This is a genomic window from Cupriavidus gilardii (assembly GCF_013347325.1).
Classification (GTDB): Bacteria; Pseudomonadota; Gammaproteobacteria; order Burkholderiales; family Burkholderiaceae; genus Cupriavidus; species Cupriavidus gilardii.
The window spans coordinates 978,694-1,004,670 of the sequence record NZ_CP054626.1; the positions used below are offsets into that span (position 1 = coordinate 978,694).

The 25,977-nt window shown below is 69.3% G+C and carries 24 protein-coding genes and 1 riboswitch; of the genes, 6 read left to right on the forward strand and 18 right to left on the reverse strand.

All coding sequences use genetic code 11. The features are described 5' to 3' along the window. Positions 1-55 precede the first annotated feature (55 nt). The 7 genes from FOB47_RS14670 to xdhA form a co-directional block, all read right to left on the reverse strand. On the reverse strand, positions 56-631 hold the full coding sequence (locus tag FOB47_RS14670) for a TMEM165/GDT1 family protein (protein ID WP_006576979.1): 576 nt from the start codon (positions 629-631) through the stop codon (positions 56-58). 56 nt (positions 632-687) lie between these two features. Then, a riboswitch (yybP-ykoY riboswitch) is annotated at positions 688-863 on the reverse strand. A gap of 68 nt (positions 864-931) precedes the next feature. Then, entirely contained in the window at positions 932-2,053 is a 1,122-nt protein-coding gene (locus tag FOB47_RS14675; RefSeq protein WP_174781410.1) for a fatty acid desaturase, read from the reverse strand. A 204-nt stretch (positions 2,054-2,257) separates the two neighbouring features. Then, entirely contained in the window at positions 2,258-3,574 is a 1,317-nt protein-coding gene (gene guaD, locus FOB47_RS14680; protein WP_174781411.1) for a guanine deaminase, read from the reverse strand. A 69-nt stretch (positions 3,575-3,643) separates the two neighbouring features. Then, on the reverse strand, positions 3,644-4,699 hold the full coding sequence (locus FOB47_RS14685) for an adenosine deaminase (protein ID WP_053821409.1): 1,056 nt from the start codon (positions 4,697-4,699) through the stop codon (positions 3,644-3,646). Positions 4,700-4,758: 59 nt separating this feature from the next. Further along, complete coding sequence (gene xdhC / locus FOB47_RS14690; RefSeq protein WP_174781412.1) at positions 4,759-5,829, reverse strand: xanthine dehydrogenase accessory protein XdhC; 1,071 nt, start codon at positions 5,827-5,829, stop codon at positions 4,759-4,761. A gap of 46 nt (positions 5,830-5,875) precedes the next feature. Continuing rightward, positions 5,876-8,284, reverse strand: coding sequence for a xanthine dehydrogenase molybdopterin binding subunit (gene xdhB / locus FOB47_RS14695; RefSeq protein WP_174781413.1), 2,409 nt, complete (start codon positions 8,282-8,284; stop codon positions 5,876-5,878). A 17-nt stretch (positions 8,285-8,301) separates the two neighbouring features. Further along, on the reverse strand, positions 8,302-9,813 hold the full coding sequence (gene xdhA, locus FOB47_RS14700; RefSeq protein ID WP_151022048.1) for a xanthine dehydrogenase small subunit: 1,512 nt from the start codon (positions 9,811-9,813) through the stop codon (positions 8,302-8,304). Positions 9,814-10,081: 268 nt separating this feature from the next. On the opposite strand from xdhA, the gene FOB47_RS14705 reads away from it, so the two are divergent. Next, positions 10,082-11,032, forward strand: coding sequence for a LysR substrate-binding domain-containing protein (locus FOB47_RS14705; protein WP_053821412.1), 951 nt, complete (start codon positions 10,082-10,084; stop codon positions 11,030-11,032). 71 nt (positions 11,033-11,103) lie between these two features. On the opposite strand, the gene FOB47_RS14710 is transcribed toward FOB47_RS14705, so the two are convergent. Next, complete coding sequence (locus FOB47_RS14710) at positions 11,104-11,961, reverse strand: ABC transporter substrate-binding protein (RefSeq protein WP_053821413.1); 858 nt, start codon at positions 11,959-11,961, stop codon at positions 11,104-11,106. A gap of 164 nt (positions 11,962-12,125) precedes the next feature. Here FOB47_RS14710 and FOB47_RS14715 point away from each other — a divergent pair, with 164 nt between their 5' ends. The 5 genes from FOB47_RS14715 (at position 12,126) to FOB47_RS14735 (ending at position 17,948) form a co-directional block, all read left to right on the forward strand. Continuing rightward, positions 12,126-13,217: a substrate-binding domain-containing protein gene (locus FOB47_RS14715; RefSeq protein ID WP_174781414.1), complete on the forward strand. Its 1,092-nt coding sequence runs from the start codon at positions 12,126-12,128 to the stop codon at positions 13,215-13,217. A gap of 130 nt (positions 13,218-13,347) precedes the next feature. Then, on the forward strand, positions 13,348-13,947 hold the full coding sequence (locus tag FOB47_RS14720; protein WP_053821415.1) for a DUF4126 domain-containing protein: 600 nt from the start codon (positions 13,348-13,350) through the stop codon (positions 13,945-13,947). A gap of 54 nt (positions 13,948-14,001) precedes the next feature. After that, entirely contained in the window at positions 14,002-16,692 is a 2,691-nt protein-coding gene (locus FOB47_RS14725) for an ABC transporter permease (RefSeq protein WP_174781415.1), read from the forward strand. A 33-nt stretch (positions 16,693-16,725) separates the two neighbouring features. Next, complete coding sequence (locus FOB47_RS14730) at positions 16,726-17,217, forward strand: group II truncated hemoglobin (protein WP_244959429.1); 492 nt, start codon at positions 16,726-16,728, stop codon at positions 17,215-17,217. A 110-nt stretch (positions 17,218-17,327) separates the two neighbouring features. Then, complete coding sequence (locus FOB47_RS14735) at positions 17,328-17,948, forward strand: DUF924 family protein (RefSeq protein ID WP_174781416.1); 621 nt, start codon at positions 17,328-17,330, stop codon at positions 17,946-17,948. A 6-nt stretch (positions 17,949-17,954) separates the two neighbouring features. Here the strand turns inward: FOB47_RS14735 and FOB47_RS14740 are convergent, their stop codons facing one another. The 10 genes from FOB47_RS14740 to FOB47_RS14785 all read right to left on the reverse strand — a co-directional run bounded on the left by FOB47_RS14740 (position 17,955) and on the right by FOB47_RS14785 (position 25,773). Then, on the reverse strand, positions 17,955-18,539 hold the full coding sequence (locus FOB47_RS14740; RefSeq protein ID WP_174781417.1) for an LOG family protein: 585 nt from the start codon (positions 18,537-18,539) through the stop codon (positions 17,955-17,957). Continuing rightward, entirely contained in the window at positions 18,536-19,282 is a 747-nt protein-coding gene (locus FOB47_RS14745) for a TetR/AcrR family transcriptional regulator (RefSeq protein ID WP_174781418.1), read from the reverse strand. Before FOB47_RS14745 ends, FOB47_RS14740 begins: the two co-directional genes overlap by 4 nt. 128 nt (positions 19,283-19,410) lie before the next feature. Continuing rightward, positions 19,411-19,890, reverse strand: a complete 480-nt coding sequence (locus FOB47_RS14750; protein WP_149319401.1) for a diacylglycerol kinase — start codon at positions 19,888-19,890, stop codon at positions 19,411-19,413. Then, a complete protein-coding gene (locus FOB47_RS14755) occupies positions 19,811-20,926 on the reverse strand; it encodes a glycosyltransferase family 4 protein (protein ID WP_151022041.1) in 1,116 nt (371 codons plus the stop codon). The genes FOB47_RS14750 and FOB47_RS14755 overlap by 80 nt, the downstream gene beginning before the upstream one ends. A gap of 69 nt (positions 20,927-20,995) precedes the next feature. Next, positions 20,996-22,021 carry a UDP-2,3-diacylglucosamine diphosphatase gene (locus FOB47_RS14760; protein WP_151022039.1) on the reverse strand — a complete coding sequence of 342 codons (1,026 nt, stop codon included), beginning with the start codon at positions 22,019-22,021 and terminating at the stop codon, positions 20,996-20,998. 149 nt (positions 22,022-22,170) lie between these two features. After that, positions 22,171-23,202, reverse strand: a complete 1,032-nt coding sequence (locus FOB47_RS14765; protein WP_174781419.1) for an esterase/lipase family protein — start codon at positions 23,200-23,202, stop codon at positions 22,171-22,173. After that, positions 23,199-23,774, reverse strand: coding sequence for an RDD family protein (locus FOB47_RS14770; protein ID WP_212762988.1), 576 nt, complete (start codon positions 23,772-23,774; stop codon positions 23,199-23,201). Before FOB47_RS14770 ends, FOB47_RS14765 begins: the two co-directional genes overlap by 4 nt. 205 nt (positions 23,775-23,979) lie before the next feature. Further along, on the reverse strand, positions 23,980-24,807 hold the full coding sequence (locus tag FOB47_RS14775; protein WP_244959430.1) for a DUF3106 domain-containing protein: 828 nt from the start codon (positions 24,805-24,807) through the stop codon (positions 23,980-23,982). Continuing rightward, positions 24,782-25,210 carry a DUF3619 family protein gene (locus FOB47_RS14780; protein ID WP_174781420.1) on the reverse strand — a complete coding sequence of 143 codons (429 nt, stop codon included), beginning with the start codon at positions 25,208-25,210 and terminating at the stop codon, positions 24,782-24,784. Before FOB47_RS14780 ends, FOB47_RS14775 begins: the two co-directional genes overlap by 26 nt. After that, a complete protein-coding gene (locus FOB47_RS14785) occupies positions 25,207-25,773 on the reverse strand; it encodes an RNA polymerase sigma factor (protein WP_053821424.1) in 567 nt (188 codons plus the stop codon). Before FOB47_RS14785 ends, FOB47_RS14780 begins: the two co-directional genes overlap by 4 nt. Positions 25,774-25,977: the final 204 nt, after the last annotated feature.

The window sequence follows — 25,977 nt, forward strand, 5'->3', positions numbered from 1 at the left end:
GAGAATCGGCGAGAGCCGGCGACCGGCATTCCGTGGCCGGAGCGCGTGGCCGGGATCAGCCTCCGATATCCATCAGCGCCACCACCCCCAACACGACGAACACCGCCGCGGCGATGCGGTGCACCAGCTTGATCGGCAGCCGGTGCGCGAAGCGTTCGCCCAGGAGCACCGCCGGCACGTTGGCCAGCATCATGCCGATCGTGGTGCCGGCGACCACCGCGAGGATATCGGTGCTGAAGCGGGCGGCGAGGGCGACGGTGGCGATCTGGGTCTTGTCGCCCATCTCCGCGAAGAAGAACACCACGACGGTCGCACACAGCACGCCGAACGCGCCCTTGACCGCCTTGGGCTTTTCGGTCTCGTCGAGCTTGTCGGGGATCAGCATCCATGCGCCCATCGCGATGAAGCCGAGGCCGAGGATCCAGCGCAGCAGCGCCGGGCCGACCATTTGCGTGATCCAGCCGCCGAGCGCGCCGGCCAGGCCATGGTTGACAAGCGTCGCGATCAGGATGCCGAGGATGATGGGGATGGGCTTGCGGTAGCGCGCAGCGAGAATCAGCGACAGCAGTTGGGTCTTGTCGCCCATTTCCGCGAGGGCGACGATACCGGTCGAGACGAGCAGGGATTCCATTCGTTGTTATCGGAGCAGCGGGCCGGACGCATCGCGAGATGCCAATGACGTGCGTTTTCCCCGGCCCAGCCGAAAAACGACGTCATCGGTCTCGCCAGGCCCTGGAACAGGCATTGCACCGTTCCGGAAGCTGCGCACGCCATAACCGCAAGCGGTCAAGTCTGTTGACGTACGCCCCTGTCGCATGGCTCGGTGCCGAGCGGCAGGGCGGCTACTCCCCAATGGGAAGCGCGATTATAGCCAGTCTGCGAGGCGGTCGTCCATACCGGCACCGATCTCCGCTGCGTCCGACCGCGCTCGCTACGCCGGCACCGGCGACGGCGCGGTGGTGCGGCGGCCGCGGAAATCGGTCCAGCACAGCGCCTGGAAGTCGTACAGCTTGCAGCGGCGCGCGGTATCGAAGTACCAGCGCCACGAGAAGTTCTGCACCACGATGCGGCCGGGCAGCGCGCGCTCCAGCAGCGCCTGCGCGCGCTTGAGCCGGTACAGCGGCACGCTCATGTCGACGTGGTGGGCCGTGTGTTCCATGATGTGGTGCAGCAGCGTGCCGACGCCATGGCGAAAGCGCAGATGGACCGTGGTCGAGACGAAGGGCTGGGCCCGCGTCCACATCGCCTTGCTGTCGTACCAGGCCACGCTTTCATGGGTATGGTGGACATACAGCACGAAGCCGACCGTCGCATTCCAGACCAGGAAGGGCACGCCGAAACCGGCGGCCACCAGCAGCGCGACCGACTGCTGCGTCGCCATGGCCAGCCAGACCAGCGTGCCGATCCACAGCGCCGCGAAGGCGGCCACCAGCAGGCAGTCGGCCAGGAAGATCCGGCGGCGTGTCGCCATCTGCCGCCGGCTGGGGAAGAACAGCTTCAGCCACCAGATCTCGATCAGGTAATACAGCCCGGCGCCCAGGCCGTTGCGGTACAGCCGCTCCAGCGCGCGCCGCCACCAGGGCAGCGACGCGTATTCCTGCATCGAGTACGGGGCCCAGACGAAATCGAAGCCCTTCAGGTTGGTGTAGCCGTGATGGACGACGTTATGGCCGACTTCCCACAGGCTGTACGGCGTCAGCGACGGCAGGAAGGCGATCCGGCCCAGCCATTTGTTCAGGCCGCGGCGCGGCGTCAGGCTCTGGTGGCAGGCATCGTGGCCGAGGATGAACAGGCGCGCGATCAGCACGCCGGCCAGTACGCCGAGGGCAATCTTCGCGAGCCAGTGCGATGCCATCACCAGGGCGGCGAGGGCCGCGACAAACAGCGACGCGTCGAGCGCGAACAGCAGCAGCGCGCGCGGCGTGCTGCGGTCGGACAGCGGAATCAGCCAGCTGCGGATGACCTTGCGGGGTGGCAGCGCAGCGTCGGGCGACAGCGGTTCGGGTGGAACGCCGGATGGAACGGCATCGGCGGGTGCAACGGGTGTGGTCATATCGGGATCGGCATTGTCGAATGGCGCGGGCCAGCGTAATGCAGATCGATGGCGAGGACCTTGACCGGGGTCAAGCAAGGCGCAAGCCGCTGGGTCGTCGCGTGCGCGGGGACGACGGGCATGTTCGCGAATCGTCGTCGTCCCCGCAAAGGCGGGGACCCGGTGTCTTCAGACGCACCGCCGTACCGGCTACACCGTGGCCGTTCAGGCCCGCTCGCCCATCACGTACACGCTGTCGATCACCCGATCGTCACCCAGCATCGCGAACGCGAACAGCTGCTCTTCGAGCGTTTCCGAGCGCGCGCTGCGGCGTGCCAGCAGCGGCGTGGCCTCCGGGTCGAGCACGATGAAGTCGGCCTCGTTGCCCGGCGCGAAGCTGCCGACGCGGTCGCCCCAGCCCAGCGCGTCGGCCGGCGCGCGCGTGGCCAGGTAGAACATCCGCAGCGCGGTCAGATGGTAGCCGCCCATCCGCGCGACCTTGTGCGCCGCGTTCATCGTGCGCAGCATCGAGAACGAGGTGCCGCCGCCGACGTCGGTGGCCAGCGTCAGATTGAGCCGATGTGCGTCCGACTGGTGGAAGTCGTAGAGGCCGCTGCCGAGGAACAGGTTCGAGGTCGGGCAGTGCGCCACGGCGGCGCCGGTATCGGCGAGCCGGCGGCGATCGTCGTCGTCGAGGTGGATCGCATGGCCGTAGAACGCCCCCGGCCGCAGCAGCCCGTATCGATCGTAGACGTCCAGATAGCTGCGCGCCTGCGGGAACAGCTCGGCGACCCATTTGACCTCGTCGCGGTTCTCCGCCACGTGAGTCTGGATCAGCGCATCGGGGTAGGCGCGCGCCAGCTCGCCGCAGGCCGCCAGCTGGGCCTCGGTCGAGGTCGGCGCGAAGCGCGGCGTGATCGCATAGGACAGGCGTCCCTTGCCATGCCAGCGCGACAGCAGATCGGCAGATTCGCGCGCGCCGGACTCGGCGGTGTCGCGCAGGAAGTCGGGGCAGTGGCGGTCCATCAGCACCTTGCCGGTCGCCAGCCGCAGATTGCGGCGATGGCTCTCGGCGAACAGCGCGTCGGCCGAGGCGGCATGGACGGTGCTCCAGACCAGCGCGCTGGTGGTGCCGTTGCGCAGCAGCTCGTCGGCGAAGAAGGCGGCCACGCCGGCCGCGTACTCGGGCTCGGCGAAGCGGCGCTCCTCGGGGAAGGTATAGGTGTCGAGCCAGTGCAGCAGGCCCGGCGACGGCGACGCGATCATGTCGGTCTGCGGATAGTGCACGTGCGTATCGATAAAGCCCGGCACGATCAGCTTGCCGCGATGGTCGATCACCTCGGTGCCCGGGGCGACCGATGGCGCCAGCTCGGCATAGGGGCCCGCGGCCACGATGCGGCCGTCGTCGACCAGCAGCACACCGTCTTCCCAATACTGATACGCGTCATCATGGAATTGCGGGTCGCGCAGGAAATGCAGCACGCGGCCACGGATGGCGCGAAGGGTACCGGTAGGGGAAGAGGGGCTGGTGGTCTGGTTCATGGTCGTGGGGTTGGGAAAGGCCGGCGGGGGGCGCCGGCCGATGTTGCGCCGGTCAGGGCGGCAACGGCATCAAGCCGTCGCCGCGCTTGCCGGCTTCGTGGGGCTGGCCGCCTGCCAGAAGCGGTCGACCTCGGTCAGGTATTCGGCCTTCAGCGCCGGCGGCAGGAAGCTGGCCTCGAAACTGTTGCGGGCAAGCCGGTGCGCGTCGGCGGCATCGAGCGGCAGCGCGTCGAAGGTGGCCTCCCAGTTGGCGTTCATATAGCCGCCGAAATAGGCCGGGTCGTCCGAGTGGATCGTCACCGCGACGCCGGCGTCGAGCAGCTTCTTCAGCGAGTGGTCGCGCAGGTCGGGATAGACCTTGAGCTTCTGGTTCGACAGCGGGCACACGGTCAGCGCGATGCGTTCGCGCGCCAGCCGCTCGACCAGTGCCGGATCGTCGATCGCGCGCACGCCGTGGTCGATGCGCTCGACGTGCAGGATGTCGAGCGCGTCGCGGACATAGTCGGCCGGCCCTTCCTCGCCGGCATGAGCGACGCGATGCAGGCCCAGCTCTTTCGCACGGGCAAACACCCGCGCGAACTTCTCGGGCGGATTGCCGCGCTCCGACGAGTCGAGACCGACGCCGATGAAGCGGTCGCGATAGGGCAGCGCGGCCTCGAGCGTGGCGAACGCGTCTTCCTCCGACAGATGCCGCAGGAAGCAGAGGATCATGCTGCTGGAGAAGTCGTACTGCGTGCGGGCCTGAGCCAGGGCATCGGCGATGCCGTCGATCACGATCTCGATGTCCACGCCGCGCGCGGTATGCGTCTGCGGATCGAAGAAGATTTCCGCGTGACGCACGTTGTCGGCGACCGCGCGCTCGACGTACGCCATCGTCATGTCGAAGAAGTCCTCCTCGGTCAGCAGCACGCTGGCGCCCGCATAGTAGATGTCGAGGAACGATTGCAGATCGGTAAACGCATAGGCGGCGCGCAGCGCCTCGACGCTGGGGTAGGGCAGCTTGACCTGGTTGCGCTGCGCGAGCCGGAAGATCAGCTCGGGTTCGAGCGTCCCTTCGATGTGCACATGCAGTTCGGCCTTGGGAGTGCGGCGGATGCGGTCCGCGAGCGCGGCGTCGAGCGTCATGGGGAATCCTTTTTTCTGTGCCGGCATGCTGTCCGTGTTCGAACAGTGTGCCGGCGCGGTTACCGGTGGGCGGGGCTTTCGCTGCCGCCCGGCTGCCCGCCGTCGCGCTGCGTTGCCGGTGCGCCGGCGCGCAGCGCCGCCAGGCGCTGATCGCGCACTTGCAGCAGCTGGGCGACGATGGCAACTGCAATCATAGCCGGAGCCTTGTCGGTGATGCCCGCGACGCCGATCGGGCAGGTCATCCGTACAAAGGCAGCCGGGTTGATGCCATGCTCGACCATCCGGTGTTCGAAGCGGGCGCGCTTGGTCTTCGAGCCGATCAACCCGAAGTAGGCGAAGTCGGTGCGCCGCAGGATCCGTTCGCACAGCGCCTGGTCCAGCGCGTGGCTATGCGTCATGACTAGGAAGTAGCTGCCGGGCGGGGCTTCGTCGACCACCGCCTCGGCCGTGTCGGTGGCTTCGGCCACCACGTTGCCGGGCAGGCCGGCAGGAAATAACGTGTCGCGCTCGTCGACCCAATGGACCGTGCACGGCAGCGTGCCGAGCACCTTGACCAGTGCGTGGCCGACATGGCCGGCGCCGAACAGCACCACATGCATCTCGTCCGGGGCCAGCAGGTCGGTCCAGCTGCCGTCCTCGTGCAGCGTGACGGCGGGCAGCGTCGGCAGCGGCGTGCGATCGAGCGCATGGCGGACCGGCCCGCTGGACGGCACCGTCCGCGTCACGGTGCGGCGCGCGGCGAAGGCGGCCTCGACCGCGTCCAGCCACTCGAGATCGGCCGGGCCGAGCCGCTCGAAGGCGAGCTGCACCACGCCGCCGCAGCACTGGCCCAGCGCCGGTCCGAGCGGAATCCGCACGACGCGGCGCGTGGCATCGGGCGCAAGCGACGAGGCCTCGCCTTGCGCGGCCGCGTCCAGCATCTCGCGCGCGATCGCCATGCCGCGCCATTCCAGATGGCCGCCGCCGATCGTGCCGATCAGGTCGTCGCCGGTCACCAGCATGCGGATGCCGGGCTCGCGCGGCGCGGAGCCCTTGACCTCGACGATGGTGACCATCGCGACCGGCACGCCGGCGCGCACCAGCGCGGCGGCGTCGGCAAAGCGGAAGGGCTTGAGCGGGGCGTCCTGCATGATCGCGTCCGAATGTTGGCCTTCGACTGATTGCGCGTGACGGCGTTCAGGCCGCAGCGGCCTGACGCACGGCATCAGCCGCGTTCAGGATCGCCTCGGCGGTCGCCGGCGCATCCAGCGGCGGGTTGATGCGATAGCCGCCAAGGCTGGCAACGGCATCGCGGATCGCGAAGAACACCGAGAACGGCAGCAGCAGCGGCGGCTCGCCGACCGCCTTGGAACGGTGGATGCTGTCCTCGGCGTTGCGGTTCTCGAACAGCCGCACGTTGAACACTTCGGGGCAGTCGTTGACGGTCGGGATCTTGTAGGTCGACGGCGCATGCGTCATCAGCTTGCCGTCCTTGTTCCACCACAGCTCCTCGGTGGTCAGCCAGCCCATGCCCTGGATGAAGCCGCCCTCGACCTGGCCGATGTCGATCGCCGGGTTCAGCGAGCGGCCGACGTCGTGCAGCACGTCCGCGCGCAGCAGCCGGAATTCGCCGGTCAGCGTGTCGACCAGCACTTCGGAGCAGGCCGCGCCGTAGGCGTAGTAGTAGAACGGCCGGCCCTGCAGCTTGCTCTGGTCCCAATGCAGCTTGGGCGTGGCGTAGAAGCCGTCGGACCACAGCTGCACGCGTGCGACGTAGGCCTGGCGCGCCAGCTCGTCGAAGCGCAGGCGCAGCTCGCCCGCGACCACCAGGTCGTCGCCGAAGCGCACCGTGGACGGATCGACGCCGGCCTGGCGCGCCGCGAAGGCGGCCAGCCGCTCGCGGATCTGGCGCGCCGCGTCCTGCGCGGCCTTGCCGTTCAGGTCGGTGCCGGTCGAGGCCGCGGTCGCCGACGTATTGGCGACCTTGCTGGTGTCGGTCGCGGTCACGCGCACGCGTTCGAGCCGGATGCCGAGCTCGTGCGCGACCACCATCGCCACCTTGGTGTTCAGCCCCTGGCCCATCTCGGTGCCGCCGTGATTGACGAGCACCGAACCGTCGTTGTAGACGTGCACCAGCGCGCCGGCCTGATTGAAGTGCGCGACGTTGAACGAGATGCCGAACTTGACCGGCGTGATCGCGATGCCCTTCTTCAGCACCGGGCTCGCCGCGTTGAACGCGCGCGTGGCCTCGCGGCGCGCGCGGTAGTCGCTGCTGGTCTCGAGCTGGTCCAGCAGCTCGTGGATGACGTTGTCCTCGACGGTCTGGCCGTAGGGCGTCACGTTGCGCTCGGTCTTGCCGTACAGGTTGTCGCGGCGCACGTCCAGCGCATCGCGGCCGACGGTGCGCGCGATATTGTCGAGGATGTACTCGATCGCGAAGGCGCCCTGCGGTCCGCCGAAACCGCGGAACGCGGTATTGCTCTGCGTATTGGTCTTGCCGCAGTAGCCGTCGATCTGCACGTGCGGCAGCCAGTAGGCGTTGTCGAAGTGGCAGATCGCGCGCGTCATCACCGGGCCGGACAGGTCGGCGGAGAAGCCGGCACGCGACACCATCTGGACCGCGACCGCGTCGATACGGCCCTGCGCGTCGTGGCCGACCTCGTAGTCGAACACGAAGTCGTGGCGCTTGCCGGTGATCATCATGTCGTCGTCGCGGTCCGGACGCAGCTTGACCGGGCACATCAGCTTCCACGCGGCCAGCGCCGCGCAGCAGGCGAACAGCGCGGACTGCGATTCCTTGCCGCCGAAGCCGCCGCCCATGCGCCGGCATTCGACCAGCACCTGGTGCACCTGCCAGCCGAGCACGTGGGCGACCGCGTGCTGCATCTCGGTCGGATGCTGGGTCGAACACCAGACGTGCATGCCGTCGTTTTCCTTCGGCGCCGCATAGGCGATCTGGCCTTCCAGATAAAACTGCTCCTGGCCGCCAAGGCGGATATGGCCCTTGTCGCGATGCGCGGCCGTGCCCAGCTGCTGGCGCGGCTGGCCGCGCTCCAGATGCATCGGCGGCAGCACGTAGCTGCGCGCCTCGTGCGCGGCCTGCGGCGACAGGATCGGCGGCAGGTCCTCGTAGTCGATCGCGGCCAGGCGTGCGGCGCGGCGCGCGGCATCGTGCGAGGACGCCACCACGATGAAGATCGGCTGGCCGACGAACTGCACGGTGTCGCTGGCCAGGATCGGATCGTCGTGGACGATCGGGCCGCAGTCGTTGACGCCGGGGATGTCCTGCGCGGTCAGCACCGCGACGACGCCGGGCGCGGCGCGCACCTTGTCCAGCGCGATCGAACGGATGCGGGCGTGGGCGCGGGCGCTGATGCCGAGCGCGGCGTGCAGCGTGCCGGCGAGTTCGGGAATGTCGTCGGTATAGGTGGCCGTGCCGGCCACATGCAGATGCGCGGACTCGTGCGGGCGCGACACGCCGATCTGCGGCGGCGCCTCCGCCGCGATATGGGCGGCGAGGTCGCCGCCGCTGAAGTCCGCCGCGACCGGCGCACCGCCGTTGGCGACACCGGTGTCGAGCAGGAAGGCTTCGGTTTGCTTGTTCATGCCGATCGCTCCTTGTCTTAAGCGGTGATCGCGGTGGCCGGCACGCTGCCCGCGCCGGGCGCCCGTACGTTGACGGCGGCGGCCGGCAGCGCATCGTCGCGCGTTTCCAGCCAGAAGCGGTACAGCAGATTCGCGGCGCCGCGGGCGCGATATTCGGCGGTGGCGCGCATATCGGTCAGCGGCGTGTAGTCCTGCGACAGCGCGGCCATCGCGGCCTTGACGGTGGCTTCGTCCCAGCGCTGGCCGAGCAGCGCGACCTCGGCGTGGGCCGCGCGCTTGGGCGTGGCCGCCATGCCGCCGAAGGCGATGCGGGCCTGGCGCACCACGCCGTCGGCGATGGTGATGCCGAAGGCGGCGCAGACCGCCGAGATGTCCTCGTCAAACCGTTTGGACAGCTTGTAGGTACGGAAGTGCTGGGGCCCGGACACCGGCACCCGCAGCGCCGCGACGAATTCGCCCTCGGCCATCGCGGTCTTCTGGTAGGCCAGGTACAGGTCCTCGAGCGGCAGCGTGCGGCGCGTGTCGCGATGCTGCAGCACGACCTCGGCCCCGAGCGCGATCAGCGCCGGCATCGAGTCGCCGATCGGCGAGCCGTTGGCGATATTGCCGCCCAGCGTGCCGGCATTGCGGATCGGCAGCGAGGCGAAGCGCTTCCACAGCTCTTCGAGTTCGGGATGGGCCTGGTTCAGCGCGGCGTAGGCGCGCTCCAGCGAGACGGCTGCGCCGATCTCGATGACGCCGTCGTGCTCGACGACATGCTGCAGGTCCTCGACCTGTCCCACATAAAGCAGATTGCCAAGCTCGCGGAACTGCTTGGTGACCCACAGCCCCACGTCGGTGCTGCCGGCCAGGATGCGTGCCGACGGTTCCGCCGCCTTCAGCGCGGCGAAGGCCGACGCGGTGCGCGGCGCATGGAAGAGAGCGCCCGACGGATCGCGATAGTGGAAGGTGTCCTCGCGCATCAGCGTGCGCAGCGCGCTGGCGATCGCCTTCGGCTCGAGCCGGCTGGCATGCGGCGCCGGCAGCGACATCATGCGCTGGCCGGCCTCGATGATCGGCCGGTAGCCGGTGCAGCGGCACAGATTGCCGGTCAGCGCGTCGCAGATGGTCTGGCGGTCCGGCGCGGGGCCGCCCGGCTGGTGCTGCTGGTACAGCGCCCACAGCGACATCACGAAGCCCGGCGTGCAGAAGCCGCATTGCGAGCCGTGGCATTCGACCATCGCTTCCTGCACCGGATGCAGCGAGCCGTCGGCCTGGCGCAGGTCCTCGACCGTGATCAGCGCCTTGCCGTCCAGCGTGGGCAGGAACTGGATGCAGGAGTTGACGGCCTTGAAGCTCAGTTCGCCATCCTGCTGCAGTTCGCCGATGACCACGGTGCAGGCACCGCAGTCGCCTTCGGCACAGCCTTCCTTGGTGCCGGTGCAACGCGCGTCCTCGCGCAGGTATTGCAGCACGGTGCGGGTGATCGGGGCGTCGGTGACCTGCTGAACCTGGCCGCGATGATAGAAGCGGATGGGTTGTGTCTCCATGGTCGTTTTATCTCCTTGCGATGGGGACAAACATAGCACTCGCGCCGAGTAGCAATATTCGGCCCAGGTGATATGCCCCATCATGACGCCCCGGTCACCCGCGGCACCGCCGGCGCGCCCCGCAAATGTGCCGTGGCGCACGAAAACCGGTGGCATTCCGCGGGTTTGCGCCGAATTGACCGCTGCCAGGGAGACTGGCATACACTATGCGCCGATCCTTATCCCCACGCCACCGGCCCGCAGGCTTATCAGGCCGGACGAATTCACCATGCACGGACGCGACCATCTGGACACCTATCTGCTTCGGGTTTTGCACACCCTGCTGACCGAGCAGAGCGTCACGCGCACCGCGGTGCGGATGGGGCAGTCGCAGCCGGCGATCAGCAATACGCTGAAGCGGCTGCGCGAGATCACCGGCGACGCGATCCTGGTGCGCGGCAAGAGCGGCATGGTGCCGACCGAGCGCGGCCGCGAGCTGCTCGAGCTCGCCGAACAAAGCCTGGCCGCGATGGACCGCATCGCGCGGCCCCCGCAGCAGTTCGATCCGGCCACTACCGACCGGACCTTCCATCTGGGGGCGCCCGATTATCTGGATGCCTTCTTCCTGCCCAATATCGTCGAACGGGTGCGCCGGCTGGCGCCGGGCGCGAAGCTGTTCGTCCATCCGCTGACCAGCGCCACGGATTTCCTGGAGGAGCTCGAGCAGGGCAAGCTGGATATCGTGGTCGGTAACTGGCTGTCGCCCCCCGAGCATCTGCATATCTCGCCGCTGTTCGAGGACGAGGTGGTCTGCATGCTTGGCGCCCAGCATCCGCTGGCGAAGAAGGGGCTGTCGCTGAAGCACTATCTGGAGATGCCGCATCTGGCGCCGGCGCCGTATGCGTCGATGCAGCGCAGCATGATCGACCAGGCGCTGGCGGAGCAGGGCTACAAGCGCCGCATCCAGGTCACGCTGCCGTATTTCGGGCTGGTGCCCTATGTGCTGATGAAGACCGACATGGTGTTCACCACCGGCCGTCAGTTCGCCGCGCACTATGCGCAGTACCTGCCGATCCGGATGGTGCCGGCGCCGGTGGCGTTCCCGCGGATGCGCTTCTACCAGCTATGGCACGAGCGCTGCCACGCCGCGCCGGACGTGCTGTGGCTGCGCCGGATGATCGCCGAGGTGGCAGCCGATCTGCCGCTGCTGCCGCGGCTGGAGATCCCGGCCGAGCCCTGACACGGCAAGGCACGGCCGCGGCTGCTGCTGTTGTTGCTGCGGTTGTTGCTGCCGTTGCTTCCGGCCGCGGATCAGGAGCCCGCCTTTTCCTTGTAGCTGGGGAAGAACAGCTGTTCGCCGTCGACCTTGTAGCTGGCGATGGCGTCCTGCCCCGCCTTCGACGTGATCCACTCGATCAGCTTGCGCGCATCGGAGTAGTTGACGCCGGCATGCCGGGCCGGATTGACCGCGATGATGCCGTAGGGGTTGAACATCTTCGGATCGCCTTGCACCGCGATGGCCAGTCCAGTCTTCGCGCGATACGCGCCATAGGTGGCACGGTCGGACAGCGTATAGCCGGGCATTTGCGCTGCCATCGTCAGCACCTCGCCCATGCCGAGCCCGGCGTTGACGTACCAGGCCTGGCCCTTGGGCTCGATGCCGGCCTCCTTCCAGTACGACTTCTCCATCACGTCGGTGCCCGAGTTGTCGCCACGCGAGATGAACTTGACGCCGCTGGCGGCGATCTTGCGGAAGCTGGCGATCACGTCCTTGCTGCCCGCAATCTTCGCCGGATCCGCCGACGGACCGACCACGATGAAATCGTTGTACATCACGTCGCGCCGGTCGATGCCGTGGCCCGCCGCCACGAAGGCATCCTCCATCTTGCGCGCATGCACCAGCAGCACGTCGACGTCGCCCATTTCGCCCATCTTCATCGCCTTGCCGGATCCGACCGCGATCACCTTGACGGTGACGCCGCTGTCGCGCTCGAAGCGGGGCAGCAGGGTCTTGAGCAGGCCGGAGTTTTCGGTACTGGTGGTGGTCGCCAGCTTCAGTTCGCCGGCGAAGACGCTGCCGGTCCCGAGCAGCGAGGCGGCGGATAGCAGGGCGGCGGCGAGCAGGCGCGGCAGCGCGCGGGAGGGGCGACCCAGGAGGGGAGACGGCATGTGGAATTCCTCTAGTTATGTTTGTCAGAACATAATTGCGTGCGCCCATCGGCTTCGGTGACAATGCGCAACATCCGAAGCTTCCGCTAATCTGCGCAAGCTTGTACGGGCGCCATGATTGTCTCGGCACTCCAAGAACAAAGTAAATAAGAACAGCGGAACATATGACATTCCAATTCGAACTGTTTCCGGTGGTATCGGCGGACGACAACCCGCGTGCCAACGGCAAGGTGTTCCTGCTGCTGCAGGCGGTGCGCGAGACCGGCTCGCTGCATCGCGCCGCCGCCAAGGTCGGGCTGTCGTACCGGCATGCCTGGGGCGTGATGCGTGACTGGGAGGCGTTGCTCGGGCGCAGCATGCTGGATATGGAACGCGGTCGCGGCGCCTCGCTGACCCGGTTCGGCGAGCGCCTGCTGCGGGCCGAGGGCAAGCTGCGCGAGGCGGTCGATCCGGCGGTGCGCAAGGCGCTGGCCGAGTTCGCCGCGGAACTGGACGACGCCGCCCGGCCACAGACCCGCATCCATTTCTCCGGCAGTCACGATCCCGCGATGGAGGTGCTGGCCGCGGCCCTGAACGAGCAGCCGGAGGGGCTGCAGCTCGACACCGTGTTCTGCGGCAGCGTCGAGGGCCTGATCTGCCTGCACGAGCGGCAGGCCGAGCTGGCGGGCTTCTATGTCGCGCCGATCCAGACCGCCGGATCGGTCGCGCACGTGACGCTGCGCAAATGGCTGCGCCCGTCCGCGGTGCGATTGATTCCGGTGGCCTCGCGCGAGCAGGGGCTGATCGTCGCGCCGTCGCGCGCGCGCGAAATCCGCGAGCTGCGCGATCTGGTCCGCACGCAGGCGCGCTTCGTCAACCGGCAGCGCAGCTCGGGCACGCGGCTGCTGTTCGACCAGCTGCTGGCGGCGCACGGACTGTATGCCGACCAGGTGGTCGGCTATGACGAGCCCGAGTTCAGCAACGAGAAGGTCGCCGAGGCGGTGCATGCCGGCCGCGCCGAAGTCGGCTTCGGCCTGCGCGTCAATGCCGAGGCGCACGGCCTGGCCTTCGTGCCGCTGACGCGCGAGGTCTACTATCTGGCGCTGCGCAAGGCCGACCAGTTCGCGCCGTGGGTCCATGCGTTGCTGGCGCTGCTGGCCGATCCGGCGATCGCCGCCCGCATTACCGCGCTGCCCGGCTATGCGCTGGTCGAGCAGCGCGGGCTGCTGGCCCCGGAGCAGGTGCTGCCCTGGTACGGGGTCGACGGGCGCGAGTAGGGCAAGACCGGGGCAAGACCGGGGCAAGACCGGGGCAAGACCGCGGACCTTCGGGCAGCCCGGAACGACACCCGTATTACACTGCGCCCATGGCCGGCGCCGCCGGCCGCGACTCTGCGAGGGCGTCCCGATGCTGGAAACCGCCGCGCTGGCCGCCGGCATGTCCTGGGCCAGCGGCTTTCGTCTCTACCTGGCCGTGCTGGCCGCCGGCCTGCTGGCCCGCATGGGCTGGCTCGATCTGCCGGCCGGGCTGCAGCCGCTGGCGTCGAACTGGGTCATCGGCGTGGCCGCCGTGCTGGCGCTGGCCGAATTCGTCGCCGACAAGGTCCCCGGCTTCGATTCGGTCTGGGACGGCATCCATACCTTCGTCCGCATTCCCGCCGGGGCGATCCTGGCGGCGGCCGCGTTCGGCAATCTCGATCCGCAGTGGATGGTGGTCGCCGGCCTGATCGGCGGCACGCTGGCCGGTACCGCGCATGCCGCCAAGGCCGGCACCCGCGCGCTGATCAATGTGTCGCCGGAACCCTTTTCGAATTGGGCGGCCTCATTCACCGAGGACGTGACGGCCACCGGCAGCCTGTTGCTGGCGTTCTTCCTGCCGGTGCTGTTCTTCGTGCTGCTGGCGATCAGCCTGCTGCTCGCGCTGTGGCTGCTGCCCAAGCTGTGGCGCGGCGTGCGCAAGCTGCATGGCACGCTGACCCGCAAGGGCGGGCCGCCCGCCACGTACTGACCGGGATCGGCAGCGTCCGCTGCCCCCAACACGAACACCCCTGACCACGACATCATGCCGACCGATTCCGCCGCGGATTCCACCGCCCCTGCGCTGGTGCGCCCCGTCGCCGTTCCCCATGCCGGAGCGCGTTTCTCGCCGTGGGCCCAGGCGTGGCGGATGGCACGGCGCGACTGGCGCGCCGGCGAGCTGACGCTGCTGCTGTTCGCGCTGGTGCTGGCGGTCGCGGCGCTGGCCAGCGTCGGCTTCCTGTCCGACCGGATGCGGCAGGGGCTGGAGCGCGATGCCCGCCAGCTGATCGGCGCCGACGTGCTGCTGGTGGCGGACCAGCCGTTCGATGCGGCCTTCGCGGCGCAGGCGGCGGCGCAGGGCCTGTCCGTCGCGCAGACGGTCACCTTTCCGAGCATGGCGACCGTCGCCCGCCCGGCAGACAGGCCGAACGGCGGCGAGACTGCCGAGCGTGCGGACAACCCGAACGCCGGCCAGGCCGGTGCCGCGCCCGCCGAGGATGACGCGCCGGCCAGCCAGCTCGCCGCGCTGAAGGCCGTCAGCGCCGGCTATCCGCTGCGCGGCACGCTGAAGACCGCCACCGCGCCCGGCGCGCCGGGGCAACCGGCCGGCGGCATCCCGGCAGCCGGCACGGTATGGGTCGACGAGGCGCTGCTCGGCGCGCTCGGCGTGCAGATCGGCGACACGCTGCGGCTGGGCAGCCGCAGTTTCCGGATCGAGCGGATCATCACGCAGGAGCTCGACCGCGGCGGCGGCTTCATGAACTTCGCGCCGCGCGTGATGCTGCCGCTGTCCGACCTGGAAGCGACCGGCCTGATCGGCTGGGGCAGCCGCGTCAGCTACCGGCTGCTGGTCGCCGGGCCGGAGGCGGCGGGCGCCGCCTATCGGCAGTGGGCACAGGCCGAGATCGAGCGGCGGGGGCTGCGCAATACGCGCGTCGAGTCGCTGGACTCGGGCCAGCCGCAGATGCGCGCCACACTGGACCGGGCCGAGCGGTTCCTGTCGCTGGTCGCGGTGCTGTCGTCGATGATCGCCGCGGTCGCGATCGCGATGTCGGCGCGCCGCTATATGCAGCGCCATACCGACGCCTGCGCGATCTACAAGTGCCTGGGGCTGTCGCGCCGCGAGATCCTGCTGGCGTTCGCACTCGAATTCCTGCTGGTCGGCGTGGTCGGCGCCGCGCTCGGCGTCGTGCTTGGCTATCTCGGCCACTACGGGCTGCTGCTGTCGCTGGGTGACCTGCTGACCGTGTCGCTGCCGCAGCCGTCCGCGCTGTCGGCGGTGATCGGTCTGCTGTCCGGGCTGGTGCTGCTGGTCGGCTTTGCCCTGCCGCCGCTGCTGGCGCTGACGCGGGTCGCGCCGCTGCGGGTGCTGCGCCGCGACGTCGGCATGCCGCCGATTTCGGTCTGGATCGCCTATGCGCTGGGGTTGGGCGCCTTCGTCTCGCTGCTGCTGGTGGCGGCGCGCGACCTGAAGCTGGGGCTGCTGACCGCGGGCGGCTTCGCCGGCGCCGGCGTGGTGTTCGCGCTGCTGGCGCTGGGCCTGCTGACGCTGCTGGCGCGGCTGGTGCGCGGCCGCCTGGTGGGCGGCAAATCGGCCGGCCGCGCGGTCGGCTGGCGCTTTGCGCTGGCGGTGCTGGAGCGCCGCCGCGCAGTCACGGTGCTGCAGACGGTGGCGCTGGCGGTCGGGCTGATGGCGTTGCTGCTGCTGGGCATGACGCGCAACGACCTGATCGATTCGTGGCGCAACGCCACTCCGGCCGACGCGCCGAACCGCTTCATCATCAATATCCAGCCGGACCAGCGCGAGCCGCTGCGGCAGATGCTGGCGCGCGACGGCATCGACGATCTGCTCTATCCGATGGTGCGCGGCCGGCTGACGCATATCGGCGGCGAGCCGGTGCAGGCCTCGCGCTACGAGGAGGGCCGCGCGCGCAATCTGGTCGAGCGCGAATTCAACCTGTCCTATACCGATGCGCTGCCCGAGGGCAACCGCGTGGTAGCCGGCCGCTGGTTCGACGGCAAGCGGCCCGAGGCGTCGATGGAGGAGGGCATCGCCAGGACGCTGGGCGTGAAGCTCGGCGATACGCTGCGCTTCGACGTGGCGGGCCAGCAGATCGAGGCGCCGGTGACCTCGCTGCGCAAGCTGGACTGGAGCTCGATGCGCGTCAATTTCTTCGTGATCCTGCCGCCGTCGATGATGCAGGGACTGCCGGAGACCTATATCACCGCGTTCCATCTGAAGCCCGAGCAGGCATCGCTGGGCAATGCGCTGAGCGCGCGCTTTCCGAACATCACGATCGTCAATACCGAGCTGATCCTGCGGCAGGTGCAGGGCGTGCTGGACCAGGTCATCGCCGCGGTGCAGTTCCTGTTCGCCTTCACGCTGGCGGCCGGCGTGACCGTGCTCTATGCCGCGCTGGCCGGCGCGCGCGACGAGCGCCGCCGCGACGCGGGACTGCTGAAGGCGCTGGGCGCATCGGCGGCGACCATCAAGCAGACCCAGTACGCCGAATTCCTGGTGGTCGGCGGCCTGGCGGGGCTGCTGGCCAGCATCGGCGCGATCGCGGTCGGCTGGGCGCTGTCGCGCTTCGTGTTCGACTTCTCCTATGTGCTCAATCCGTGGATCGTGCCGGTCGGCGTGGTTTCTGGCATGCTGTGCGCTTTTGCCGGCGGCTGGCTGGGCCTGCGCGACGTGCTGCGCCAGCCGGCGCTCGCGACGCTGCGCGAGGCCTGAGCCGGCAAGCCGATTCCATTGATTCAAACCGCCATGTCCGACGTATCCCGGCAGAATGCCGACACCGCTGCCGAGCAGCAGGCCAATGACAAGGCCACCGACAGCGCCACCGATGGCGCTACCGACGCTACCGAACAGGCGGCGCAGCCCACCGCCTACGAGCTGATCGGCGGCGAAGCGCGCGTGCGCGAGCTGGTCGACCGCTTCTACGACCTGATGGACCTGGAGCCGGAGTTCGCCGGGCTGCGCGCGCTGCATCCGCCGTCGCTGGACGGCTCGCGCGACAAGCTGTTCTGGTTCCTGTGCGGCTGGCTGGGCGGGCCCAACCATTTCATCGAACGCTTCGGCCATCCGCGGCTGCGCGCGCGCCATCTGCCGTTCGAGATCGGCATCAGCGAGCGTGACCAGTGGATGCGCTGCATGGCGATGGCGATGCAGGACGTCGGCCTGTCCGAGGACCTGCAGATGCGGCTGCTGCAGGCGCTGTTCCAGACGGCCGACTGGATGCGCAACGTGGCGCGATGATGCGTCGCCAGCGCGACCACTGACGCGCTGCCGGCAACGGCTCCCTCTCCCGCATGTGGCAGGGGGAAGCCGCCAGGGGAGCGCCGCTACGGCAGCAGCAAGGAGAAACGATGGACCAAACCAATCACAACAATCTGGCCGCGCGCATCCTGGCGTTCTGGTTCGGCACGCCGGACTCGCCGGACTGGGATTGCGAACGGGCGATGTGGTTCACGCGCAGCGAAGCATTCGATGCCCGCGTGCGCGCCGAATTCCTGCCGGCGTGGCAGGCCGCGCATGCGGGCACCGATGGATGGTCGGCCTTCGTCGAGAACACCGCCGAGCTGGCGCCGGAAACGGTCTGCGCGCGCATCGTGCTGCTCGACCAGTTCCCCCGCAACATGTTCCGCGGCGATCCGCGCAGCTTTGCCACCGATGCGCAGGCGCTGGCGCTGGCCCGGCAGATGGTCGAGCGCGGCGACGACCGCTGCCTGCCGACGCCGTATCACCGGATGTTCTGCTATATGCCGTTCGAGCATGCCGAGGCGCTGGACGCCCAGCACGCGGCGGTCGAACTGATGACCGCGCTGCGCGAGGATACGGCGGGGCGCGTCGACGTCGTCGAATGGGCCGAACGCCACCGCGTGGTGATCGAACGCTTCGGCCGCTTCCCGCATCGCAATGCGGTACTGGGCCGGCCCAGCACCGACGAGGAAGTCGCCTTCCTGCGCCAGCCGGGCTCGTCCTTCTGAATCCGATCAGGTCTTGTCGCGGGCCTGCTGCCACTTGTCGACGCGCAGCTGCGGCACGTTGGCCAGCGACGAGAGGATGCCGTCCGGCGTGTCGGCCACGCGCAGCAGGCCGGCGTGTTCGGGCTTCAGGAAGCCTTCGCCGACCGCATGGCGCAGGAAGCCGAGCATGCCGTCATAGAAGCCGGCGACATTGAGCACGCCGACCGGCTTGGCGTGATAGCCCAGCTGCAGCCAGGTGAACGTCTCGAACAGTTCCTCGTAGGTGCCGATGCCGCCGGGCATCGCGACGAAGGCGTCGGCACGGTCGGCCATCATCTGCTTGCGCTCGTGCATGTTGCGCACGACGTGCAGCTCGGTCAGGCCGGCGTGGCCGATCTCCTTGTGCATCAGCGCCTCGGGAATGATGCCGATCGCGGTGCCGCCATGCTCGAGCACCGCATCGGCGACTATGCCCATCAGGCCGACCTTGCCGCCGCCGTAGACCAGCGCCAAGCCCTTGTCGGCCAGCGCGCGGCCCATCGCCCGCGCCGCCTCCGCGTATTCCGGACGATTGCCGGGGCTCGAACCGCAATAGACGCAAACCGATTTCACTGCTTTCCTTCCTGTCTGGGTTTGGGGAGGGAGGGCGACGGCGCGCTCGCCTGGCCCGATGGTTCCGCCTGCGCCTTGGCCGCGGCGAACTCGCGTGCCAGCTGATCGAAGGCCTGGCGCGCGTTGCCGCGCAGATAGGGCGCGAGGATCGAGAAGATGTGGTAGCTGGCGCTGTGCAGATAGCCGCGGATCTGCTCGGGATCGTTGTACTGGCGCGGATGCTGCACGAACTGGAACGACAGCCAGTAGGTCGCGACCACGACGATATTGGTGCAGATCGCATCGACCTGGTCGGGCGTGGCTTCCATCTCGCCGTCGTCGAGGAACTGCCGGCAGATCTCCTGCGCGAAGCGCTTCTTCTGCTCGACGATCCGCTTGAAGTTGGTCTCCAGCATCCGGTTGCGGGCCAGCAGATCGTTGATGTCCCGGTACAGGAAGCGGTAGTTCCACAGGAACTCGGACATGTACTGCAGGTAGCCCCAGCTTTCGCCGAGCGTGGGCTTGTGGTCGTCGGGCAGCTTCAGCCGGCGCTCCATCTCCTGCTCGAAGCGCGCGAAGATCGACGTGATGATGTCGTCCTTGTTGCGGAAGTGGTAGTACAGGTTGCCGGGGCTGATCTCCATCGCCTCGGCGATGGTGGTGGTGGTCACGTTGGGCTCGCCGACCTCGTTGAACAGGCGCAGCGAGACATCGAGGATGCGGTCCCGCGTGCGGCGGGGACCGGTCTGGGGTTTGGATTCCATGAGGCCGGACAAGCTAGGCAGCCGCGGGCCGCAAACAGACGGACCGGCGCACTGCGAATGGACGGACTGCGATTATATGCAATGGCATCGCATGCGCCCCTGCGGCGCGCCGGCGCCGCGGTCCCCGCTCAACCGATCAGCGCGCGCAGCCAGCCCACCACATGCGGGGCGGCGATCGCCAGCCAGGTGCCGCCGCACAGCACCAGCGCCAGCATCACCGCCGCGCTGCCGAAGTCCTTGGCCCGCTTGGACAGGCCGTGCCGCTCCAGCGAGATGCGGTCGACGGCCGCCTCGACGCTGGAATTGAGCAGCTCGACGATCAGCACCAGCAGCAGCGTGCCGAGCAGCAGGATCCGTTCGACCACGGTCACCGGCAGCAGGAAGGCCAGCGGCGTCAGCACCGCGACCAGCGTCAGCTCCTGACGGAACGCGCTTTCCTCGAGCACCGCATAGCGCAGGCCGGACAGCGAATTGACCGCGGCCCGCCAGGCGCGGGCGATGCCGCGGTTGCCCTTGTGGGGGTTGTCTTCAATCGTGTAGTCGCCGTTCTCGCGGGGCAAGGTCGGCTTCGGCACGGAGTTGTCGGAGGGAAGAGGGGGTTTCGCCATGATCTTGTCGGGGGCGCGCGGCCTGGCCGTTCGGCATGCCGTGCAGCGGTCGCAGATGCGCGAGGAACTGTTCGGACGCGGCGCGCCACGAGAAGCGTTCGGCGTGCGCGCGTGCGGTGGCGCGGTCGATGCGCAGCGCTTCGAGGCAGGCCTCGCGCAAATCCTCGTGCATCACGCCGGCGTCGCTGTCGCCCAGTACATCGATCGGGCCGGTGACCGGATAGGCCGCGACCGGCAGACCGCTGGCCAGCGCTTCGAGCAACACCAGCCCAAACGTATCGGTGCGGCTCGGGAACACGAAGACATCGGCCGAAGCATACACCTTGGCGAGTTCGGGCTGGCTCAGCACACCCAGGTAGTTCGCGTTCGGATAGCGGGCCCGCAGCGCGGGCAGTGCCGGGCCGTCGCCGACCACCCATTTGGATCCGGGCAGATCGAGCGACAGGAAGGCCTCGACATTCTTTTCGACGGCGACGCGGCCGACGTAGAGGAAGATCGGGTGGGCGGTGTTCAGCACGTTGACCGACTGCGGCACGAACACGTCGAGATCGACGCCGCGCGTCCACAGCACTGCATGCTCGATGCCGAAGCGGTGCAGGTCCTGCAGCACCACCGGGGTCGGCGCCATCACCGCCTGGGCCGGACCGTGGAACCAGCGCAGGAAGCGATAGGTCCAGGCCAGCGGAATGCCGAAGCGCGCCTGCACGTATTCCGGAAAGCGGGTGTGGTAGGCCGTCGTGAACGGCAGCTTCTGGCGCACCGCATGGCGGCGTGCGGCCAGGCCGAGCGGGCCTTCGGTGGCGATATGCAGCGCGTCCGGCGCGAACTCGCGGATGCGCCGGCGCACCGCCGCGCCGGGCAGCAGCGACAGGCGGATCTCCGGGTAGGTCGGGCAGGGCACCGTGCGGAATTCGAGCGGCGTCAGCAGCTCCACGGTATGGCCCATCGCCTGCAGCTCGCGGCGGGTCGACTTCAGCGTGCGGACCACGCCGTTGACCTGCGGTTCCCAGGCATCGGTCACGATCAGGATTTTCATGGTGTGTCCTTGCGGCAGCGGCCGCGGTATCGGTTGCCGAGCAGCGATCGGTCGGAATGCGGCGCGGCGTTACGCCGTCGCGGCGCTCTTGCGCGTGCGGCGCGCGACGGCCGGCGCGGGGTCGCGCAGCGTGGTCCAGTAGACGATCTTCAGCTCGCCCTCGACGGTCTCGACCAGCGCCGACAGGCTCTCGACCCAGTCGCCATCGTTGCAGTAGAGCTGGCCGTCGACCTCGCGGATCTCGGCCTTGTGGATATGGCCGCAGACCACGCCATCGCAGCCGCGCCGGCGCGCTTCCTCGACCATCGCGTGTTCGAACGAGCTGATGTAGTTGACCGCGTTCTTGACCTGGTGCTTCAGGTACTGCGACAGCGACCAGTACGGAAAGCCCAGCCGCGCGCGGATGCGGTTGAAATGCCGGTTCAGCGCGAGGATCAGCGTGTACAGCGTGTCGCCCAGATAGGCGAGCCAGCGCGCGTGCTGCACCACGCCGTCGAACAGGTCGCCGTGGACGACCCACAGGCGCCGGCCGGTGGCGGTCACGTGCACCGCTTCCTCGCGCACCACCACGTCGCCGAAGGCCAGGCCATCGAACTGGCGCGCGACCTCGTCATGGTTGCCCGGCACGTAGATGACCTCGGTGCCCTTGCGCGCCTTGCGCAGCAGCTTCTGCACGACGTCGTTGTGGCTCTGCGGCCAGTACCAGCCGCGCCGCAGCTGCCAGCCGTCGATGATGTCGCCGACCAGGTACAGCGTGTCGGACTCGTTGTGCTTGAGGAAATCGAGCAGGTAGTCGGCCTGGCAGCCCGGTGTCCCCAGATGGATGTCGGACAGCCAGATCGCGCGGTAGCGCTCGACTTCGGGCGGTTCGGGAGACGGGGCAGCGGCGGGGACCGGGTCGCCCCGGTCATGCTGGCCGGGGCGGTCGGTGTCGGCGGGGAAGGCGGTGGTCGGCGCACGGTCCAGGCCGGGCGGCATGAAGGCGGCTGGCATGCCGGGAATGGCGGCCAGCGGCAGCATCGGGTCGGAGCGTCCGCGCAGTCGCTGCGCGGCGCGGGCCAGATGTGCCCGGGCGGAACGGAGTGGACTGACCATGGCGGCCCCGGTGACGGCGATGACTGCATTGAGCCAGCCATCGATGACGGCGCCATGACGGAAACATGAATGACATGTGACCGACCGTAAAGACGTTGGGCGCCCGCTCGCGCGGCGATGCCGCGGGCCAGCAATCGATCAGCCGGGGATCAGGAAGCGGCCGCGGCCGGGGCGTGCGCGAGACGGTCCAGCGCTGCCAGCACCGCGTCGACGGCGCGTGCGTCGCGCAGCAGCGAGACATGGCCGATGCCGGCCAGCGCCACGTTGTGGGCGCCGTCGAGCCAGCTGGTTTCGGCCGGGCCGGCGATCGAATCGTGCCAGCTGAAGATCGACACCATCGCGGCGCGATCGCGCGGGCTTTCGCTGCGCGCCAGCGCCTGCAGCCAGTCGTTGCCGCAACGCATCTGGCGCGCATTGGCGCCGCTGCCGATGCTGGCCAGCGTGCAGCCATGGTGCGGCGTGCCCAGCGTGACGATGCCCGCGCAGGCAGCGGGCCGGCCCTCGCGGCGGGCGCGGGCCAGCGCCGCGCGCGCGGCCAGTCCGCCCATGCTGTGGCACAGCAGCTGCGGGGCGCGGCCGGTGGAGCGGTTCAGTGCTTCGATTGCGGTGAGCAGCGCGTCGCCGTAGTCGTCGATATCGGCCAGCATCGGCTCGAGGTCGATCGCTTCGCAGCGGTAGCCGGCCGCCGCCAGCGCCGGCTGCAGGTCGAGCCAGACCGCGCGGTTGCAGCCGTAGCCGTGCACCAGCAGCACCGGTGGGCGCGATGCGGCGGCGTCCGGCCGGGCCGGCATCAGCGGCTGCCGATGGCGGAATGGTTGCAGCCAGTTGAACATGCGGAACACCGCAAGGCATTCGCGCAGATAGCAGAGCAGCGCCTGCCGCGGACCGAGCCGCGCGGCGGTGCGATGCGCCTGCAGTGCGGGCGGCAGCGTCGGCATGCCGGCGCTGAATGCGCCGGTACCCGATGTGCCGGTACCCGATGCGCCGGTGCCGCCCACCGAGATCGCGAAGGCCATCGCGACCGACAGCCCGAACAGCAGCAGCACGGTGGCGATGCCCCCGGCCAGCGCCGCGCCCCAGTGCCAGCCGGCCTGCCGGACCAGCGCCAGCGCCACACCGTACACCCCGCCGAGCTGCATCGCCACGGCGATGCGCCGCACCGCGGTGGCGGTCAGCTTCATGGCCGGCGCGGCGGCCGCAGGTCGACCAGCCGCGTGCCCGCCAGCCGGTCGTGCAGGAACTGGCGGCGCCGATCGAGGAAGGTCAGCAATATCCAGATCGCCAGCCCGCAAGCCAGCACGCCGACGAAGGGTCCCTTGACGAGGCCCAGCGCATGGCCGGCCGCCGCCGACGGCGGCAGCCACAGCCAGGCCAGCAGATAGCGCAGCGCCGCGCGCGGCCAGCGTGGCGGCTTGCCGTCGGCGCCTTCGACGCGGATGCGCCAGGTCTGCATCGGCAGGGTCTGGCCGGTGCGCTGCCAGAACCAGCAGAAATAGAGGCCCATCACCAGGAAGCTCCACAACTGCATCGTCAGCGGCGTATCGACGCGCAGTTCCCGCAGCAGCGGCCGGGCCAGCAGATAGAGCGCGGTGGAGGCGCTCAGCACGCCGAACAGCAGCACGCCTTCGTACAGCATGCAGGCGACGCGGCGGCGGATCGCAGGCGCCTGCGTGGGGACCTGCTCGGGTACCTGCGCGGAGGCGGTCGGCGCGGGGCGCGGTGCGGCGGCGTCAGTGGCGGTCTTGGCGGACATGGACTGGCATGGACGAGTCGGGGCGAGGCGCGGAAAGGCCGCGCGCTGGCGTGATGGGCAGCGGCATTATGCCAAAGGCGTCGCCATGGGCTGCATCGCGGCGGCGTGGCGGTTGGTACGGGAGAGCGGGGAGAGGGCAGCGCGGCTTCGGGCGGCCGCAGGCGTCGACGGGGTGGATCCGTTGCCGCGAATCAGTTTCCGCAGATCAGTTGCCGCGGGAGAAGGTGTCGGTATTGGCGGCCGGCGCGGTCTCGGCGACCGGTGTCGAGGCTGCGGCCGTCGCGCTGGCGGCGTCGAGCGGGATGCCGGCACCGGGGCTCGCCACAACGGCGCCGCTGGCCGCGGTGGCGCCTGGCACCAGCGCGGCGGAGGCCGACAGTACGGCCGCGGCGCTCGCCGCGGCGGCGGGCACGGAGGCGGCGCCCGTCGCGTGCGGCATCGGCCGTACCGGCGGCGTCGTCGAGATCGGCGGCTTGCGGCTGGACGGCAGCGCGCTGACCGCGCCCGGGTGCGGCGGCACCTTGGCGGCCTTGGCGAGCTGGCGCTTCTGCGCCTCGGGCAGCTGCTGGTAGCGGTCCCAGGCCTCGGTCTTGCGCTCGACCGGCACGGTCCGATGGATCTGGAAGTTCTCGCGCGCCAGCCGGCGCTGCTCCGGCGTCATCTGCGCCCACTCGGTCATGCGCGCGTGCAGGCGCTGCTGCTCGGCCGGCGCCAGTTCCTGGAAGCGGGCGGCGATGCGCAGCCACTTGCGGCGATGGACTTCGGTCAGCGTGTTCCACTGGCCGGCCAGCGGCGCCAGCACGCGCTGCTGCGCCGGCGTCAGCTCCGCCCAGGTGGGACGGACGGCACGGACCGCGTGGCTGGTGGCCGGGCTCGATGCCTTGGTGGCCGGCTCGACCGCATCGCGCGCATGCGCGGCCGGCGGCGTCACGCACCACAGCGCCGCGGCGCTCAGGCCCGCGCCGAGCCACAGCGCGACAGCGCCGCGTGCGCCGACACGCTCGGCCTTATTCGCCATGCTTGAGAAAGACATGGAAACCCTCGTCCGCGTAGGCGGCCGGAGGCAGTTCGTCGAGCAGCATCGCGGCGTCGACATCGGCCAGTTCCTCGATCCGTTGCTGCTGCTGCCATTGGTAGATGCCGGCCAGTCCGCCGGCCAGGGCGACCAGCGTCCATACCAGGCCGAGGCGGCGCACCCAGTCGCCCAGCGGCCGCATCGACCGGCGCACGTCGCCGTGCAGCGACGGTCCGGTCGTCGCCAGATGAGGTGATGTTTGAGTCGCTTCGACGCGGCGGCGCGACAGCGCCACGCGGCGCGCGGCGGCCAGCCGGGCGGCGATATCGTCCGGCACCTGGTTGGCGGAGGCGTCCAGCATGGCGGTGATCTGCCGGGCCAGGCGGCGTTGCTCGATCTCGGATGCGTTTCTGCTGTTCATAGTCGGAGTCCCCGGGCGCGCAGCGCCTGCGCCAGGGCATGCGTGGCGCGCGAACAGTGGGTCTTGACGCTGCCTTCGGAACATCCCATGGCAGCGGCCGTTTCCGCGACGTCCATATCCTCCCAGTAACGCAGCAGGAAGGCCTCGCGTTGACGGGTGGGCAGGCGCCGGACTTCTTCTTCGATGATGCGCATGGTCTGCACGCGCTCGAACCGGTCGGCGCTGCTCTCGGCGGCCTGCGATCCCGGCTCGCTCTCCAGCGCCTCCAGCAGGTCGGCGTCCTCGCCGTCGCGCTCGTCGCGCAGGTTCGAGAACAGCGTGACCCAGGTGTTGCGCACCTTCTGGCGGCGAAACCAGTCGTGGATGGTGTTCTGCAGGATGCGCTGGAACAGCGGCGGCAACTCGGCGGGGCCGCGGTCGCCGTATTTTTCGGCCAGCTTGATCATGGCGTCCTGGACGATGTCCAGGGCGGCCTGTTCGTCTCGTACCGCGAAGACCGCGTGCTTGAAGGCGCGGCGTTCGGCGCTGGCGAGAAAATCGGATAGTTCCTGTTCGGTTGCCATGCGGCGGGCGAGAGCGGCCGGCAATACCGCACCAGGACGGGGCGGCCGGCAGCCCGGAAATCAGCAAAATGCGGCGATGCTAGCAAATAACCGGGCGGCCGTGTCGCCCCGGCGACACGATACGAGGTCATAGACCGCGCTGGTGCGATGCAGTATCATCGACGGTTCACGACATCAGTGGTTGTCTCATCTGGCCGCTTATGA

Excerpts from the sequence above, each read along its gene's own strand:
- FOB47_RS14670 (WP_006576979.1), bottom strand. The coding sequence starts at position 631 with ATGGAATCCCTGCTCGTCTCGACCGGTATCGTCGCCCTCGCGGAAATG.
- FOB47_RS14675 (WP_174781410.1), bottom strand. The coding sequence starts at position 2,053 with ATGACCACACCCGTTGCACCCGCCGATGCCGTTCCATCCGGCGTTCCA.
- guaD (WP_174781411.1), bottom strand. The coding sequence starts at position 3,574 with ATGAACCAGACCACCAGCCCCTCTTCCCCTACCGGTACCCTTCGCGCC.
- FOB47_RS14685 (WP_053821409.1), bottom strand. The coding sequence starts at position 4,699 with ATGACGCTCGACGCCGCGCTCGCGGACCGCATCCGCCGCACTCCCAAG.
- xdhC (WP_174781412.1), bottom strand. The coding sequence starts at position 5,829 with ATGCAGGACGCCCCGCTCAAGCCCTTCCGCTTTGCCGACGCCGCCGCG.
- xdhB (WP_174781413.1), bottom strand. The coding sequence starts at position 8,284 with ATGAACAAGCAAACCGAAGCCTTCCTGCTCGACACCGGTGTCGCCAAC.
- xdhA (WP_151022048.1), bottom strand. The coding sequence starts at position 9,813 with ATGGAGACACAACCCATCCGCTTCTATCATCGCGGCCAGGTTCAGCAG.
- FOB47_RS14705 (WP_053821412.1), top strand. The coding sequence starts at position 10,082 with ATGCACGGACGCGACCATCTGGACACCTATCTGCTTCGGGTTTTGCAC.
- FOB47_RS14710 (WP_053821413.1), bottom strand. The coding sequence starts at position 11,961 with ATGCCGTCTCCCCTCCTGGGTCGCCCCTCCCGCGCGCTGCCGCGCCTG.
- FOB47_RS14715 (WP_174781414.1), top strand. The coding sequence starts at position 12,126 with ATGACATTCCAATTCGAACTGTTTCCGGTGGTATCGGCGGACGACAAC.
- FOB47_RS14720 (WP_053821415.1), top strand. The coding sequence starts at position 13,348 with ATGCTGGAAACCGCCGCGCTGGCCGCCGGCATGTCCTGGGCCAGCGGC.
- FOB47_RS14725 (WP_174781415.1), top strand. The coding sequence starts at position 14,002 with ATGCCGACCGATTCCGCCGCGGATTCCACCGCCCCTGCGCTGGTGCGC.
- FOB47_RS14730 (WP_244959429.1), top strand. The coding sequence starts at position 16,726 with ATGTCCGACGTATCCCGGCAGAATGCCGACACCGCTGCCGAGCAGCAG.
- FOB47_RS14735 (WP_174781416.1), top strand. The coding sequence starts at position 17,328 with ATGGACCAAACCAATCACAACAATCTGGCCGCGCGCATCCTGGCGTTC.
- FOB47_RS14745 (WP_174781418.1), bottom strand. The coding sequence starts at position 19,282 with ATGGAATCCAAACCCCAGACCGGTCCCCGCCGCACGCGGGACCGCATC.
- FOB47_RS14750 (WP_149319401.1), bottom strand. The coding sequence starts at position 19,890 with ATGGCGAAACCCCCTCTTCCCTCCGACAACTCCGTGCCGAAGCCGACC.
- FOB47_RS14755 (WP_151022041.1), bottom strand. The coding sequence starts at position 20,926 with ATGAAAATCCTGATCGTGACCGATGCCTGGGAACCGCAGGTCAACGGC.
- FOB47_RS14760 (WP_151022039.1), bottom strand. The coding sequence starts at position 22,021 with ATGGTCAGTCCACTCCGTTCCGCCCGGGCACATCTGGCCCGCGCCGCG.
- FOB47_RS14765 (WP_174781419.1), bottom strand. The coding sequence starts at position 23,202 with ATGAAGCTGACCGCCACCGCGGTGCGGCGCATCGCCGTGGCGATGCAG.
- FOB47_RS14770 (WP_212762988.1), bottom strand. The coding sequence starts at position 23,774 with ATGTCCGCCAAGACCGCCACTGACGCCGCCGCACCGCGCCCCGCGCCG.
- FOB47_RS14775 (WP_244959430.1), bottom strand. The coding sequence starts at position 24,807 with ATGTCTTTCTCAAGCATGGCGAATAAGGCCGAGCGTGTCGGCGCACGC.
- FOB47_RS14780 (WP_174781420.1), bottom strand. The coding sequence starts at position 25,210 with ATGAACAGCAGAAACGCATCCGAGATCGAGCAACGCCGCCTGGCCCGG.
- FOB47_RS14785 (WP_053821424.1), bottom strand. The coding sequence starts at position 25,773 with ATGGCAACCGAACAGGAACTATCCGATTTTCTCGCCAGCGCCGAACGC.